General features: G+C 40.6%; 13 protein-coding genes and 1 pseudogene. 2 read left to right on the plus strand and 12 right to left on the minus strand.

The genetic code is table 11. The features are described 5' to 3' along the window. Nucleotides 1-191 precede the first annotated feature (191 nt). Both NXM86_RS10710 and NXM86_RS10715 read right to left on the minus strand, forming a co-directional pair. Nucleotides 192-896: an ATP-binding protein gene (locus NXM86_RS10710; RefSeq protein ID WP_498958006.1), complete on the minus strand. Its 705-nt coding sequence runs from the start codon at nt 894-896 to the stop codon at nt 192-194. After that, nucleotides 893-1,936 (minus strand): cache domain-containing protein, encoded by a 1,044-nt coding sequence (locus NXM86_RS10715; RefSeq protein WP_498958008.1) that lies wholly within the window; start codon nt 1,934-1,936, stop codon nt 893-895. The genes NXM86_RS10710 and NXM86_RS10715 overlap by 4 nt, the downstream gene beginning before the upstream one ends. A 231-nt stretch (nt 1,937-2,167) precedes the next feature. On the opposite strand from NXM86_RS10715, the gene NXM86_RS10720 reads away from it, so the two are divergent. Then, complete coding sequence (locus NXM86_RS10720) at nt 2,168-3,499, plus strand: APC family permease (protein ID WP_062755372.1); 1,332 nt, start codon at nt 2,168-2,170, stop codon at nt 3,497-3,499. Nucleotides 3,500-3,709: 210 nt separating this feature from the next. Here NXM86_RS10720 and NXM86_RS10725 read toward each other — a convergent pair whose 3' ends face one another. The 6 genes and pseudogenes from NXM86_RS10725 to NXM86_RS10750 form a co-directional block, all read right to left on the minus strand. Further along, entirely contained in the window at nt 3,710-4,438 is a 729-nt protein-coding gene (locus NXM86_RS10725; RefSeq protein WP_015863690.1) for a glycerophosphodiester phosphodiesterase, read from the minus strand. 143 nt (nt 4,439-4,581) lie between these two features. Beyond that, nucleotides 4,582-5,918, minus strand: a pseudogene (locus tag NXM86_RS10730) (ABC transporter substrate-binding protein). 18 nt (nt 5,919-5,936) lie between these two features. Then, nucleotides 5,937-6,749 carry a carbohydrate ABC transporter permease gene (locus NXM86_RS10735; protein ID WP_089097426.1) on the minus strand — a complete coding sequence of 271 codons (813 nt, stop codon included), beginning with the start codon at nt 6,747-6,749 and terminating at the stop codon, nt 5,937-5,939. Further along, on the minus strand, nt 6,746-7,672 hold the full coding sequence (locus NXM86_RS10740) for an ABC transporter permease subunit (RefSeq protein ID WP_015863687.1): 927 nt from the start codon (nt 7,670-7,672) through the stop codon (nt 6,746-6,748). The genes NXM86_RS10735 and NXM86_RS10740 overlap by 4 nt, the downstream gene beginning before the upstream one ends. Then, complete coding sequence (locus NXM86_RS10745; RefSeq protein ID WP_171698870.1) at nt 7,669-8,775, minus strand: sn-glycerol-3-phosphate ABC transporter ATP-binding protein UgpC; 1,107 nt, start codon at nt 8,773-8,775, stop codon at nt 7,669-7,671. The genes NXM86_RS10740 and NXM86_RS10745 overlap by 4 nt, the downstream gene beginning before the upstream one ends. Beyond that, nucleotides 8,762-9,349 carry a glycerol-3-phosphate responsive antiterminator gene (locus tag NXM86_RS10750; protein ID WP_041269868.1) on the minus strand — a complete coding sequence of 196 codons (588 nt, stop codon included), beginning with the start codon at nt 9,347-9,349 and terminating at the stop codon, nt 8,762-8,764. The genes NXM86_RS10745 and NXM86_RS10750 overlap by 14 nt, the downstream gene beginning before the upstream one ends. Before the next feature lie 715 nt (nt 9,350-10,064). Here NXM86_RS10750 and NXM86_RS10755 point away from each other — a divergent pair. Next, a complete protein-coding gene (locus NXM86_RS10755; RefSeq protein ID WP_328269288.1) occupies nt 10,065-10,943 on the plus strand; it encodes an IS982 family transposase in 879 nt (292 codons plus the stop codon). A gap of 231 nt (nt 10,944-11,174) precedes the next feature. On the opposite strand, the gene rbsK is transcribed toward NXM86_RS10755, so the two are convergent. Genes rbsK through NXM86_RS10775 form a run of 4 tightly spaced genes read right to left on the minus strand, consistent with a single transcriptional unit; the run spans nt 11,175 to nt 15,582 of the window. Continuing rightward, nucleotides 11,175-12,110: a ribokinase gene (rbsK, locus tag NXM86_RS10760; RefSeq protein ID WP_089097386.1), complete on the minus strand. Its 936-nt coding sequence runs from the start codon at nt 12,108-12,110 to the stop codon at nt 11,175-11,177. Nucleotides 12,111-12,130: 20 nt separating this feature from the next. Then, the gene (locus NXM86_RS10765) at nt 12,131-13,093 is read right to left on the minus strand and encodes a sugar ABC transporter substrate-binding protein (protein WP_089097385.1); all 963 of its coding nucleotides are present in this window, start codon (nt 13,091-13,093) and stop codon (nt 12,131-12,133) included. Between the two features lie 19 nt (nt 13,094-13,112). Further along, entirely contained in the window at nt 13,113-14,093 is a 981-nt protein-coding gene (locus NXM86_RS10770; protein ID WP_089097384.1) for an ABC transporter permease, read from the minus strand. Next, complete coding sequence (locus NXM86_RS10775; protein ID WP_089097383.1) at nt 14,086-15,582, minus strand: sugar ABC transporter ATP-binding protein; 1,497 nt, start codon at nt 15,580-15,582, stop codon at nt 14,086-14,088. The genes NXM86_RS10770 and NXM86_RS10775 overlap by 8 nt, the downstream gene beginning before the upstream one ends. Nucleotides 15,583-15,597: the final 15 nt, after the last annotated feature.

The following is a 15,597-nucleotide window of genomic DNA, read 5'->3' on the forward strand; positions in this document are numbered from 1 at the left end:
CTGTGTGGAGAAAATCAGTCCCCTATCAATTCAAATCCATTTCAGAGAAACCCTACCCCATTTACATTACACAAAATTCTTGACGGTACCGTGCCAGGTACTGTTCGCCTTATGCCCACATCAAATTTTTGTTGCGTGAATGATAATTTAAAATGATAATTTAAAAAGAGAAAAAGGACTGATCCTTTCACTCAGTCCTCCTGCTTTGAGGAAATCGGAAAAATCAAACACACGGTCGTTCCTTTTCCTTCTTCGCTATGGATCTTCATTTTGCCACCATGCGCTTCCACGATTTTAAAACTCACCATTAGCCCTAGTCCTGTCCCTTTTTCTTTGGTACTGTAGAACGGTTCACCAAGCTTGGCCATTCGCTCTTTCGGTATGCCGCAGCCTTCGTCTGTGATGCAAATGAGAATCGAATCTAGTCGTTGTTTCGCTTCGATCCGTAATATTCCGCCATTTGGCATCGCTTCAATGGCGTTTTTGATGATGTTGATGAACACTTGTTTCAATTGATTTTCGTCACAATAAAGCAGCGGAAGTTGTTCATCAACGAAATATTGAACCGTCACATGATGCAATAGCGCTTGTCCTTCGAGAAGCTTCATCACATGTTGTAACATTTCCGATACGCGGCTGTATGCTTTTTTTGTTGGATGCGGCTTGCCAAGCAATAAAAACTCATCGACAATTTCGTTTAATCGCTCTAATTCCGCTTCAATTATATCGAAATACGTCTGATTGCGTTCTCCCTCTTTTAAAAGCTGAATAAACCCTTTCAGTGATGTTAATGGATTACGGATTTCATGGGCAACCCCCGCCGCCAATTCACCGACAACCGCCAGTTTTTCCGATTTTCGCAACAGTTCTTCCGACTGTTGAATAGAATCAATCATGTAATTGAAGCGCTTTGCGAGTATACCAATTTCCGTTCGATCAGTTTCGTCTGCGCGAACATGTTTTTTCCTTTTGCGACCGCTTCTGCCACATCGCACAACCGGCGAATCGGATGAACAATTTGATGGGCATAGAGCGCTGTTAAAAGCGATAAAATGAAAAATGCAGCAATAGAAGCAAACCAAAGTGCCTTTTCAAACAACACATAAGGTTTATAAATCTCCGAAACAGGCACTTGCGCAACAACACCCCATTGTAAAATCGGAATATACGCATAGGAAGCAAGCATCGCCACTCCCTCTGTATTGACGACTTCTTCATAGCCTGATTGTCCTCGAAGCAATTTTTGTACAACGGCATTTTCAGCAACATTATCGCCGATTCTCTTTTTCGATGGATGAGAAATAATGTTCCCATTGCGATCGACGATGAACGTATAGCCATGTTCACCAATTTGAAAACTTCGAACAATGGATCGAAATAGATTATTTTGTTCAATTCGCATCGATAAGTTGACGACTCTCTCCACTTCATTCTGTTCATTTAAAACAGGAACAGAAATGACGAGTAAATAACGTCCTGTATCAGCGGAGACGACATCGCTGAAGTAAGCTTTTTTCGTTCGCAGCGCTTGTTGGAAGTATTCACGCTTACTTAAGTTATAGTTTAATAGATGCCTCAAGTCCTTAGGATAAAACCCTTTCACATATCCGTTCGAATCTAATATTGTAGCACTATCAATGTAAGGAGAAATTTTAATAATATGTTCAAGCCCTTTTGACCATTGCTTGGCATCATTCACCCGAAAATGCGGATCGTCTTGCACGTATTGCTCAAACTTATTTAAATCCTCAGCAATTTGAACAATTTGTTCTTTCATTCGCAAAACGGTTTTATCCGTCATGTAGCGATATTGCTCTTTTGTGATTTGAGGCAAAGACATCCGAGCAATCATAAACATTAAAGCTAGCAAAGCAAAAATAACGACTAAATTAATGATATAAATTTTCCAAAAAATACGTGACCGTATCCAATTCATTTCCCTGCGACTCCCTACATCATTCGTTGTAGATTTTTCCTATACCATTTATACCATGAAAATTATGACATGTTTCATCGTGTACAAAAAACTCGTTCATGTCAAGATGTCAAGAAATGAAATTAATTCTCTATAATATTTAAATTTTTAAAAAATAATAATTTACTTACTCTTATGCTATAATGTTCCTGTACTCATAGAAAAAACATTTGTCTTTTTGAGGTGAACAAAATGGAGCAGGCTGAATTAAGAAAAAGCATTGGCTTTATCGTTGCAACATCTTTAGTCATCGGCACGGTCATCGGTTCCGGCATTTTCATGAAACCAGGAGTTGTCATCGCCGCCGCTGGTGATTCGACAATGGCCCTATGGGCATGGGTCATCGGTGGCATCATTACATTAGCGAGCGGGTTAACGATCGCAGAAGTGAGCGTAAAAATTCCGAAAACCGGAGGGCTATATGCTTATGTAGAAGAGGTGTACGGAAAGTTTTGGGGCTTTTTATGCGGATGGATGCAAACGATCATCTATGGCCCAGCGGTGATCGGAGCGCTCGGATTATACTTCGGTTCATTATTTGCAGGGGTGTTCGGTTTTTCAAAACAGACGGAAACATGGATCGGAATTTTAGCGGTTCTTTTTCTTGCGCTTATTAACATACTAGGAACACAATATGGCGGAGCTGTTCAAAGCTTGTTAACATTAGCAAAACTGCTTCCGATCTTCCTTATTATCGTGTTTGGAATGGTTCAAGGAGATGTGCCTGTGTTCGGAATGGAAAGCGAAAGCAGCCAAGCAATCAGCATGGGCGCTGCCGTGTTAGCGACGCTTTGGGCGTACGACGGCTGGATGAACGTCGGATTTGTGGCGGGCGAAATGAAAAATCCAGCGAAAACATTGCCAAAAGCCATTATTACTGGAATTGTCATTGTCATGCTCTGCTACTTAGGCGTTAATATCGCGATCCTTCACGTACTTCCTGCTAGTAAAATTGTCGAGCTTGGCCCGAACGCCGCAAAAGAAGCCGCAACGTTACTATTTGGCGATGTAGGCGGAAAAATAATTGCGATCGGCATTTTAATTTCCATTTTCGGTTGTTTAAATGGAAAAATTTTAACATTCCCACGCATGCCGTTTGCGATGGCAGAAAACGGACTGTTTCCTGGCGCTCGTTTCTTATCACGCGTTCACCCAACGTTTCACACTCCTGTTCAAGCAACCGTTTTGCAAGTAGCGATCGCTGTGGCGATGATGTTAATGACCAGCCCTGATCGCTTGACCGATATCGCCATTTTTAGTGTTTTCACATTTTACAGCTTAGCGTTTTACGCCGTATTTTTGTTGCGGAAAAATCAAAAGTCCGATCATTCGTTATATAAAGTGCCTTTATATCCTGTAACGCCTATTGTTGCGATTGTAGGAGCGATTTACATTATTGGAAGCACCGTCATCGCTCAGCCACTCGATACTTTTCTTTCTGTGTTAATCACATTATCCGGAATTCCTATTTATTGGAATCTTACAACCAAACAAAAAGATAAAATGGCGAAAAAAGCAGGTTGAACGAACACCCACACCCTAAAAATGCATTTGGCGAACAGTGCCTAGCACTGTTCGCCATAGAGACATTTCAACAGATGATATCGCTCGGTTCTGTCATTGGTCCGATTGTATAGTGGGGTTTCTTGGTTCATCTCCATTTGACCGTTTCACCATCGCCGCTCCTGCCGCTTCGAACAAAATCGCCAGCGCAAAAAAAACATCCCACACCTTTCAAGACTCACACTTCTCCGCCAGAAATTCATTCGGAAAGTCTGTCATTAGCGCTGAAATTTCTTTATTCCGCAACATCGATGCTACCTTTGCATCATTCACCGTATAAACGCGCAATTTCATCCCTTGGGCCGCCGCTTTTTTTCCTTCTGAAGATAAAACAAACGGCAAATCTCCATGTATGGCTTGCGCATTCACCAACTTTGCACTTGGAACTGCGCTTTCATTAACTCCTTCAAACAATGTGCCGATTTCAATCACCGGATGAAGCCGCCGTGCCTTTAGCATGCTACATATGTTGAAAGAAGATAATATCACCTGTTTTTCCAACTGAAATTGTCCAATCATTTTGAGCACTTTTTCTTCTAAATGCGGATAATCAATGGCATTATTTTTCAGCTCAATATTAATCATTATTTCCTTATCTAAATCTTGAACCCACTCCAACACCTCCATCAAGGCGGGAATGCGTTGACGGGCAAAACGGTCATGAAACCAGCTTCCTGCATCAAGCAAACGAAGTTGTTTATAAAGAAAGTCTTTTACATAACCAATCCCATTGGTTGTTCGGTCGACTCGTTCATCATGAATGACGACAATTTCCCCATCTTTTGTCATTTGCACATCTAATTCAATCCCGTCAGCACCCACTTCGTACGCTTTTTGAAACGCCAGCATTGTGTTTTCTGGATATTTCCCGCTAAATCCTCGATGAGCATAAATTTCCATTCCTCTCCACCCCTCCATGGAATACGTAAATCAAAGGAGCCGACCGATGAGCGTCTGACCTCATGCACAATCCACCATGTCCTATATATTATGGTCGTGTGGTCTGATGATTTGCCTTCAGGTCAGCCCTGTTGATTTCCAACTTATTTTTTATTCGCTACTTCAAGAGCTCGGTTCGTTTCCGCTGCTGCACGATCCAACGCTTCTTTCGGATCAACACCTTGGTATAAGCTTTCCATTGCTTTCACTACTTTTTGACGAGATTCCGGAAAAACAGATATAAGCGCTCCTTGTGTCGCAGGTATTGGTTTTGTTTGTTTTAATTGATCGACGGTTACTTTTAATTGAGGGTACTTTTCCCACTCCGCTTTCACGATCTCTTCGTCATAAGCAGCTGGATTAATCGCAAAATATCCTGTTTTCACATGCCATTTCGCTTGAACTTCAGGTGTTGCTAAATATTTCATGAACTCCCATGCCGCTTTTTGTTGCTTTTCACTAATATTTTTGGCCATCCATAGCGACGCTCCACCAATGATCACTCTTGACGCTCGACACCGTCTGGAACTGGCAAGTAAGAAACTCCTACCTCAAACGGCGCATTGTCGATAATCGTTTTCACTCCTGCAGAAGAGTCTAAATACATCGCGACTTTCTTTGATTGAAACGCCGCATGCATATCATCCCAGTTTTGTCCTACGTTGTAGAACGTTCCTTCTTTATACATGTCACGAATCAAATCGAATACACGCAATCCTTCTTCACTATTAAAAATCGCTTTCGTAGCGTTTCCCTTGCGGCCATTTTCATTATTGACGTACAGCCCGCCTTGCACCGCGAGCATTTCTTCAAAAAACCAGCCGTAATTTAAAATGGAAAAGCCATATTGAGTCGTTTGTCCCCCTTGTTTTTTTGTCAATTTTCTTGCCGCTTCTTTTAACTCGCTATACGTCATCGGCGGCTTTTCAGGGTCCAATCCTGCTTCTTTGAACGCATCTTTGTTGTAAATCAACACAGGCGTGGAGGAGTTGAACGGCATGGAGTAGATTTTTCCATCCACCGTATAATAATTCACGATATTTTTTTCCCATTGCGATATGTCATAATTCTCTTCATCAATAAATTTTTGGACAGGTTGAATTTTGCCGCTATCAATCATATACTTTGTTCCAACTTCAAATGTTTGCATAATCGTTGGCGTGTCTTTCGTTCCAGCAACCGTATTAAATTTCGTCAACGCCTCTTCGTATGTACCTTGAAAAATCGGCTTCACCTCAATAGAAGGATGGGACTGGTTAAATTCCTCCACAATCTCTTTTAACACTGTTTCTAAATCGCCACTCATCGCATGCCAAAAAATGACCTCTGTTTTCCCGTCTTTGTTTTCAGATGGAGTGGCCGTTGCTTCATCACTTTGATTTGAACAAGCAGCCAGTATCATAAAAATGAACGTGAACAAAATAAAAATGCTTTTTTTCATAATGATTTTTCTCCCCCCTTATTTAATCGCTCCCTGCATAAGTCCTTTTTGAAGATGCTTTTGCCCGACAAACAACAGCAATAATGTTGGTAAAATGACCACGATAACTGCCGCCATCACCACCCCCCATTCTGTCGAAATTTCTTGCGATTGCATTTGCTTTAATCCAATTTGGACAGTGCGAACATGGTCATTATTGGTAACGAGCAAAGGCCATAAATACATATTCCAAGTCGTTAAAAAGCTGTAAACTCCTAATGTAATTAAGCTCGTTTTCGATAACGGAAGAACAATATTCCAAAAGAAGCGAAAGCGGCCAACCCCTGATACTTGCGCCGCCTCATATAATTCCAATGGAATCGTCTTAAAGTGCTGGCGCAACAGAAATATGCCAAAAGCTAAAGCAAAAAATGGAACCGTCAATCCTAAATAGCTATTCAGCCAACCAAGTTTTTGAACGGTCAAAAAATTCGGAATCATCGCTGCCTCCCAAGGGATCAGCATCGTTGCGATACATAGAAAAAAGAGAACATCTCTCCCTTTGAAGTTTAGAAACACGAAAGCAAATGCCGCTAAGCTCGAAACGATTAACTGTCCAGCCATGACAATCAACGAAACAATAAAGCTGTTTAACAAAAACTCTAGCAACGGAACTTTCTGAAACGCGGCAGCATAGTTAGCCATCGTAAACTTCTGCGGCCATATATGTCCCTGAAGCACCTCCGCTCCGTCCATAAAACTGATGAGAAAAGCGTAAACAACCGGAAACAGCACCACAACAGAACAAATGATGAGAAGGGCATACAACAGAAACGTTCGTAACACGTTCATTGATAGTGAACCTTCCTCTCTCCGAATTTAAATTGCAAAAAGGTAACCACTAAAACAGCGAAAAAGAGAATGACCGCTTGGGCACTAGCCGAACCGAAGTTGTAATTAATGAAAGCATCTTTATAAATGGAGTAAACAATGACATTCGTTGCGTCCATCGGCCCGCCCTTCGTTAAAATATCGATTTGGCCAAACGTTTGGAACGAATGAATGAGCGAAACCGTCGTTACAAAAAAGAGCGTTGGCGACAATAATGGCAATGTCACTTTGCGAAGCTGATACCAGTAGCTCACCCCCGCAATGCGCGCACTTTCGTATAAAGAGGAGTCGATATTTTGCAATCCTCCGAGCAAAATAAGAAAGGTAAATCCTGTATTCATCCAAATCGTTGAGATGGCGACAGAAATGAGCGCTATTTTGGGGTCAAGCAGCCACTGAACGTCTGAAATTCCAAATAAAGATAGCACTTTATTGATAACCCCGATCGAAGGGTTGTACATAAACATCCAAATCACAGAAGAGGCCGCTACACTCATGCCCATCGTTGAAGAAAAAAACGTGCGAAACAAACCGATTCCTTTCAACTTTTCATTGGCCATGAGCGCTAAACATAACGCTAGAAAAACACTGGCCGGAACGGTGTAGCAAACGAACAACAATGTCGCTTTTGCGCTTTGCAGAAAGCTTGCATCTTTTAACAAATACACAAAATTCTCGATCCCGACAAATTGAACAGGATTTCCTTGATGATCTGTTACATAGAGACTTAAATACATGGTTCGCAGCATCGGGTAAAAAAGAAAAATAGAAAACAAAATAAGAGACGGAAGCAAGTACGCTATTCCTTCCAACGTTGTCCATATAGCTCGTTTGCGGCGAATAGGAACCGATGAAGATGATTTCATGGAAAGCGATGTATTCATTTGTGTTCCTCCTTGCCAGCCGCATAAGAAGGTATCGAGTAATTCAGCCGCTGGCCGTTTTCATGAAAGAAAAGGAAAGCTGTTTCATCAATAGTTAAAGGCACTCGTTCACCGATATGAACGTTCCATTGCCCATTCCATCGTGCAATCCAATGCTCGCTTTTCGTTAGTTCAAATGTGACGAGCGTTTCCGTACCTAACACTTCCACATTGACGACTTTCGCCACAAAATGGTCATCGCCTGGCTGGGCAAGGCGGATATGTTCCGGCCGAACGCCAACAATGACTTGTTGTATGGAAGAAGGCAAGCGATGATGCAGACGCATCGCCCGTCCGCTTTCAAAAAGCAGCAAACTTTCCAACACTTTTGCTTCCGCCAAATTCATTGGCGGCGTGCCGATGAAAGAAGCAACAAATGTATTGGAAGGATGGTTATAAATATCAAGCGGAGCCCCGATTTGCTGCGGCCGCCCTTCGTGTAAAATCATCATTCGATCCGCCATCGTCATCGCTTCTACTTGATCATGCGTAACATAAACCATGGTGATTCCTAGCCGTCTTTGCAGCTGGCGAATTTCTGAACGCATTTTCGCCCGTAATTTTGCATCTAAATTCGATAAAGGCTCGTCCATTAAGCAAATCGGTGCATGAGTGACAATCGCTCTTGCCAGCGCTACACGCTGGCGCTGCCCACCGGATAATTGGCGCGGTTTATGTTTAAGATAATCGGTCAAATCAAGCATTTCTGCTGCTTCTAAACAGCGTTGCTTTTGTTCTTGTTTCGAAATCTTCTTTGTATGTAGGCCAAATGTAATGTTTTGTTCGACGGTTAAATGTGGGTACAGCGCATAGTTTTGAAATACCATCGATAAATTGCGTTTGCTCGGCGGCAGATCATTGGCCTCTATCCCGCCGATGAGCAACTTCCCAGATGTAATCGTTTCTAACCCGGCAATCATCCGTAAAATCGTACTTTTGCCACAACCAGAAGGACCGACAAGAACGAAAAACTCTCCCGGTTTAATGGAAACACTTAAATCGTGAATGACATTCTCTTTTCCGTTGTAAGACTTATAAACATGAACTAATTCAATTTGCGCCATGCGCATGCACCTCTTCCCTGTTTATACTTTCCCATTTTCTCCACAACCATGGACGGCTCGTCGAAACAGAAACCGCCCCGCTTTGCAACGCAGCTTCAATATGTTTCTCATGTTGAATCAATCCGCCTGTAATAATAGGAACGTGCGTCTGTTTCCGGATCATTTCAATCATTTCCGGAATCAGCCCGGGCATAATCTCTAATGCATCCGGCTGAACATCATGAATGCTTTTGATGCCATTTTCCAACGCATCTGTATCCACTAAAAACAAGCGCTGAACGGTCATCAACCCTTCTTTTTTCGCTAATTGAACGAGAGAGCTTTTTGTCGTTACAATCCCATGCGGCCTTATAAATTTTGCCAAAAACTGCAACCCCTCCCGATCATAACTAATTCCTGGAATCTTTTCGACATGAAGAAAAACAAATCGTTGATGCTCTTTTAATAAATCGACATATCGTTTAATCACGCTAATGTTTCCCGTTTGCAAAAAGGCGACTTGCAATTCGGTGTTTAGGAACATTTCCAGATGCTTTGGGCTTTTAATTGCGGCAATGAGCCGATCGCTTCGCATACACTCCAACAACCGTTCGCTCACAACAATCCCCCTTTCACAAAGTAAAAGAAAAAGAAACCATGAAAACATATAGGAGCGTTTAGCAAGTAAGATTGCTCCCTTTTTGCATTCACGGTTTCTCCTTCTCTCCACCTACCCATTCACTTTTAATTCCATCATAGGCCATTTTTATAAATGGCATGTTAAAAGAGGGTTATTTTTTTGTAAAATTCGGATATTTTTATAAACTGAGCCAAATTTTTGTGCAAGTTTTTATGAACTAGACAAGTACAAAAAATAAAGCCCGAACTCTTTATTTCAAGTCCGGGCTTTGTGTGATGATTGCGAGAGGGATTGAAGTGAGCGGCCTCTACCCTGTCAAGACTCGTTTAGGAATTTCCCATAATTCCCTAAAATGTCCGCACTCCTACTCATAACAAGGGTTGTGAGCATTTTCTTGGTTTGTTTATCTCTTTCTGTAATCGAAAATTATTTTTAAAATATGTGACCGGATTTGTGACTATTTTGATGCGGTTCATCGCAACAGTGGTAACAGAGAATTTTTTACCATTTTCATTAAAATTTAACTGGTCAACTTTATTAGCTATTTAAGTAAAAAAATACATATAACCCGTGGTGCTAGATAAAATCAAACAAGCATAAAAAATAGCTCTTGCCTGGCGAATCTCCTGTAGAATGAAAGTGCGACCTACCATTCGAAAGGAGAATCCCCATGCAAGAGCACTTTCATTTTACTACAGATCGTGTCAAACTTCAAAAACAATATGCATCGATTTTGCTTTTTGTATCGGCTCAACTATCGAGTATCCAGATTCCTCTTCAACGTCGAAATCGTCATTTGTTGAAACAGAAAGACGAAGTCATCATCACCATCCATGTCCTTGGAAAGTTGTTGGGCTTCACTTCCGAACGGGCTTGGCATCGGTTTGTGATTGGGAATTTGTTTCCCAAGGACTTGTTCCCTGAGCGTTCTCGGTACAACCGTCGCTGCCGAGCGCTTAGCTTTGCGATCAAGTGGATTCGGCACCAGCTAGCCAAGCGTGGGCAACACCATGCGTATGCGGTCGTGGACAGCTTGCCGATCGAGCTGTGTCATTCAGCTCGAATGCATCGCGTCAAACGATTCCGTGGAATTGCCGATATTGGCTATTGTGCTTCCAAAAGGATCACTTTCTATGGGTGGAAACTTCACCTGCAGGTCACCGACCAAGGGCTTCCGATGGGATATGTCGTCACCGAAGCGTCTTGTCACGACCGGGTGGCCGCTGAAACCGTCATGACGCAAATTCCACATCCGTATAACCTCGGTGACAAAGGGTATATCAGCCAAAAGCTGCAAAAGAAGCTGTACGAAGAGCACCGAGTCGCTTTTTGGACGCCCGTTCGAAAAAATCAGCGAATTCGCCAATCGGACGCATGGAAACAGTGGATGAAGCGAAAACGTAAAGTGGTGGAAACCGTGTTTTCGATTTTAGTCGATTCGTATCGGATCACCGAGATTCGAGCGAACTCGGTTTCTGGATTTGAAACGGCACTGGATGGTATTTTACTGGCTTACTCGCTTGTTGTTCTTGGGCTAGTTGAGCGTTAAGACTCAACTAGCACCACGGGTACATATAATTTCCATATAAGTATACTGTACAATAAGGATGATAGGAAGCCATTCACCAAATATATGTAAGAGCCATTTTATCACTGTTGATTACACTTATAAGTTATTTTCTCAACACATAACATTAAAAAAACGGACACATACAATGTCCGTTTTTTAATACAATTTTTCTAGCTCCCTATGCATGATCAATCATACAATTTATTTCTGTCATGGAACCAACAATCCTTTTCCTCTTAAAAAGTTTTCAATATCTTCTTTATATGGCATAGCTGGCGCAGTCCCAATTTTTGTTACAGACAAAGCAGCTACACTATTAGCAAACTGCACAGCCTCTATAATTGAATTTCCTTTGCTTAATGCATAGGCTAACCCACCATTAAAGGCGTCTCCAGCTCCCGTCGTATCAATTGCCTCCACTTTATAACTCGGAATAAATTTCCCTTCTTTCTCTCCAGTATAGAGAAATGCTCCTTGTCCCCCCATTGTTATAATGACAGATTGAACTCCCATATGATAAATCTTTTTGGCCGCCTCTAACGCTGTCTGAGGATCTTTCACTTCTATACCACTCAACTCGAAAGCTTCCGTCTCATTCGGAGTGATATAGCTAATGTACTTAAGAATTTCTTTTGGGAACTCCTGGTAAGGTGCAGGATTTAAAATGACAGGTACATTGTATTTCTGTGCTAACTTCACGGATGTCACAACAGCTTCAATACTTGTTTCTAACTGCAGTAAAACAATATTTGCATCTTTTATGACTTCTTCTGCTTCCATTACATCTGCTTCAGTAATTTTCCCACATGCTCCTAAAGCAACAACTATGCTATTTTCACCATTTTTATCAACAGTAATAAGTGCCGTACCTGTCGGTTCTTCGGAATCCACCTTAATAAACTTTGTATTCATCTCTTCTTTCTGAAAATGTTCTAACGCTTCCTTTCCAAATATATCTTGACCTACTTTTGTAATAAAGGTCACCTGAGCCCCACAACGAGCTGCAGCCGTTGCTTGGTTCCCACCTTTCCCACCGGGACCCATTTTAAATGGACCACCGAGTACCGTTTCCCCTGGTTTTGGAAAATGTGGTGTTCTGCACATTAAATCGACTACATAACTTCCAACTACAACGATCTTTGTCATAATTATCCCCCTGGATAAAATTATTTAGTCTTTACTTGATCAACATTTTCTCTAGTCACTAAAGTGGACTCTAAAATCACTTCTTTTTCTACTTTCTCACCTTTCGAAATTTTTAATGCTGTGTTAATAGCTTCTTTACCAAGGAAGAAAGGCGGTTCTGCAATCGTTGCTTCTAATTTTCCTTGTCTAATTGCTTCTAAAGCAGGATCTACAGCGTCACAACCAATTACTACAATCTCGTCAAGACGTCCTGCAGCCTCAATAGCGGCTAAAGCACCTAGTGCCATTTCATCATTTGCAGCATAAACCCCATCAATTTCTGGATGTGCTTGAAGAATGTCCTCCATCACTTTTAACGCCTGACCACGATCGAAGTTTGCTGATTGTCTTGCTACTACCTCAAATCCAGGAGTTTGCTCCATAATTTCATTAAATCCTTTACTTCTTAATTGCGCTACATTCGTTCCTAGAATTCCTTGGATCTCAACAATTTTTCCTTTTCCATTTAAAGCCTTTTTTAAAAAGTTACCTGCGATCTTTCCTGATTTAATCGCATCAAATCCGATATGAGTAACGACTTTTCCTCCATTTGATTGGCGATCAATTGTGAATACGGGAATTTTTGCATCATTTGCTTTTCGAACTGCTTCAGCAATCGCATCACTATCTGCAGGGTCAATAATTAAAATATCAATATTTTGTTGTAAAAGGTTTTCTACATCTGCTAACTGTTTACCTGGGTCGTTTTGTGCATCTGTCACAACTAATTCTACTCCTTTTTCTTTCGCTTGAGCTTCTGCGCCTTCTTTAACAGCAACGAAGAAAGGGTTATTTAATGTATTCATAGATAAACCTACTTTTAAAGAACCGTCATGAGAAGATTTTTTTGCATTGGTTGTGCTACTAGTTTCCTTATCCATACTACATCCAACAAGAGCTACAATAACCACAAGAATGGTCAACATTGAAAAGATTTTTTTCATCTCCTCTACCCCCATAGCTTTATTTTTTTATTTTTGAAAACTTACTATCCACCAAAACAGCTATTAAAATAACAAGACCTTTAGCAATACTTTGATAAAAAGGAGACACGTTCATTAAATTTAAAACGTTATCTAATACGCTCATAATAAGAGCTCCAATTAACGTCCCTGCCACTCCTCCCCTTCCACCTGCTAAACTAGTTCCCCCTATAATAACAGCTGCTATAGCATCTAACTCAATGCCAGTTCCCGCATTTGGCTGTGCAGACATCAATCTTGAGGTATAAATGATAGCAGATAAGGCCGATAATAAACCAGCAATACCAAAAACAGCAATTTTAATTCTTTTAACATTAATTCCTGCTAATATAGCAGTTTCTTCATTACCGCCGATCGCATAGATATAACGACCAAAACTTGTACATTTAAGCATCCAATACATAAACCCGAATATAAAAAACATGATAATGATAGGAATTGGAATTCCTAAAAAGTTTCCATTTCCTATAAAGCGATATGTTTCGTGACTAATAACCAATGGATAGCCATTTGTATAAACAAGGGTCATACCACGCGCAATAACCATGGTCGCAAGAGTAGCGATAAAAGACGGTACTCCAAAATTAGCAACAACGAATCCATTAAAAACCCCAAATAGGAGTCCAATTCCTAAAGCTGCTAATACAGCAACTGGAAGTGGTAAACCAGCTGTTAATATACCGGCTAAAATAGCTCCCGAAAAAGCCATCACTGCACCAACAGACAAATCAATTCCCGCAATAAGAATGACAAGGGTCATACCACTTGCAATGATGGCAACAATGGAAACCTGTCTTAACACGTTCATAACATTATTCATTGTGAAAAAAACATCAGACAGTGTTCCCGCAATTAAACATAAAACGATAAAAATTAGTAAAACGCGATATTTTTCGATAAGGTTCATCCAGTTGCTACTTATTTTTTTATCTTCTTTTTTTACAGTAGGTACACTATACATTCACCCCACCCCCAGAGGCATAATAAAAAATTTTTTCTTGAGTAGCTTCTACGTCTTTTAGCTCTGCTGTAATTCTACCTTCATTCATTACTAAAATCCGATGACTCATGCCAAGTAACTCTGGCATTTCAGAAGAAATCAAAATAATCGCTATACCATACTCTGTAAACCTTTTCATTATTTGATAAATTTCAGCTTTGGCTCCAACATCAATCCCCCTAGTCGGTTCATTCAGAATCAACACTTTCGGGTTCATTTGAAGCCACTTTCCTAATACAACTTTTTGTTGATTTCCTCCACTCAATGTTTTCACTTCAACTTTCGGATCGTGAACTTTTATTTTTAAGTCTTTAATCCAACGATTCACAATTTCGTCCTTCTTTCTTTTTTGCAAAATGCCGAATTTGGATATTTTGCGATAAGCAGGTAAAAGCAAGTTTTCGTAAACAGATAATCCAAGAACAAGACCTTCTTGTTTTCTATCATCTGTCACTAATGCTATTCCTGCGTCAATGGCTTCCCTTGGAGTTCTAACTATTTTCTCATAAACTTTTACAGTCCCTTTCATGTTTTTGTATAATCCAAATAAAGCTCTGGATAATTCTGTTTTTCCGGATCCCATCAATCCTGCAATACCTACTATTTCACCTTTATGTACAGTAAAATTAATATCGTAGAGAGTCCTTGGTACATTTAAATTTTTTACTTCAAGTGCGACTTCATCGGTAGCATCCACTTTTTCTGGAAATAAATCTGTGAGCTCACGCCCTACCATCATTTTGATCATATCATCTCTAGTCACGTTTTTTATTAGTTCACTTCCTATGTACTGTCCATCTCTTAGAACCGAGATACGATCGGCTACTGCTTCTACTTCTTCTAATCGATGTGTAATAAAAATAATTCCCATTCCCTGTTGCTTTAAGTCTCTCATAATGTTTAATAGTTTATTAGTATCTTCGTCATTTAGGGCCGCTGTGGGCTCATCCATAATGATAATTTTAGAGTCGAAAGAAAGCGCTTTTGCAATTTCAACTAGTTGTTGTTCAGCTACGGATAATTCAGAAATCAATGAATCCGGCGACAAATGCTTTAGTCCCACTTTATCTAGCAACCGCCTTGTTTCTTCGTTAATCTTTTTTCGATTTAAGACTCCTTTTATTTTACGTGGCTCTCGTCCTATAAATATATTCTCGGCAATACTCATATATGGAATTAAGTTGAATTCTTGATAGATAATACTAATTCCCAAATTTTGCGAATGCTTAGGACTTTCAATCTTCACTGGTACGCCATTGATAAAAATTTGTCCGTTGCTTGGTTGATACACTCCAGCCAATACTTTCATCAACGTGGATTTTCCAGCCCCATTTTCCCCCAATAAAGCAAGTATCTCAGATTCGTGTACTTTAATAGAAACTTTATCAAGAGCTTTCACTCCTGGAAATTCCATTGTAATCTCTTTCATTTCTAATAAAGTTTTACCCACTGTTTCCCCCTCTTT

It is taken from the genome of Geobacillus sp. CX412 (assembly GCF_027942335.1).
GTDB lineage: Bacteria > Bacillota > Bacilli > Bacillales > Anoxybacillaceae > Parageobacillus_B > Parageobacillus_B toebii.

Coding starts and splice junctions, on each gene's coding strand:
- NXM86_RS10755 (WP_328269288.1), top strand. CDS start 10,065: ATGCAAGAGCACTTTCATTTTACTACAGATCGTGTCAAACTTCAAAAA.
- NXM86_RS10765 (WP_089097385.1), bottom strand. CDS start 13,093: ATGAAAAAAATCTTTTCAATGTTGACCATTCTTGTGGTTATTGTAGCT.
- NXM86_RS10750 (WP_041269868.1), bottom strand. CDS start 9,349: ATGCGAAGCGATCGGCTCATTGCCGCAATTAAAAGCCCAAAGCATCTG.
- NXM86_RS10725 (WP_015863690.1), bottom strand. CDS start 4,438: ATGGAAATTTATGCTCATCGAGGATTTAGCGGGAAATATCCAGAAAAC.
- NXM86_RS10740 (WP_015863687.1), bottom strand. CDS start 7,672: ATGAATACATCGCTTTCCATGAAATCATCTTCATCGGTTCCTATTCGC.
- NXM86_RS10715 (WP_498958008.1), bottom strand. CDS start 1,936: ATGAATTGGATACGGTCACGTATTTTTTGGAAAATTTATATCATTAAT.
- NXM86_RS10745 (WP_171698870.1), bottom strand. CDS start 8,775: ATGGCGCAAATTGAATTAGTTCATGTTTATAAGTCTTACAACGGAAAA.
- rbsK (WP_089097386.1), bottom strand. CDS start 12,110: ATGACAAAGATCGTTGTAGTTGGAAGTTATGTAGTCGATTTAATGTGC.
- NXM86_RS10710 (WP_498958006.1), bottom strand. CDS start 896: ATGATTGATTCTATTCAACAGTCGGAAGAACTGTTGCGAAAATCGGAA.
- NXM86_RS10735 (WP_089097426.1), bottom strand. CDS start 6,749: ATGAACGTGTTACGAACGTTTCTGTTGTATGCCCTTCTCATCATTTGT.
- NXM86_RS10720 (WP_062755372.1), top strand. CDS start 2,168: ATGGAGCAGGCTGAATTAAGAAAAAGCATTGGCTTTATCGTTGCAACA.
- NXM86_RS10770 (WP_089097384.1), bottom strand. CDS start 14,093: ATGTATAGTGTACCTACTGTAAAAAAAGAAGATAAAAAAATAAGTAGC.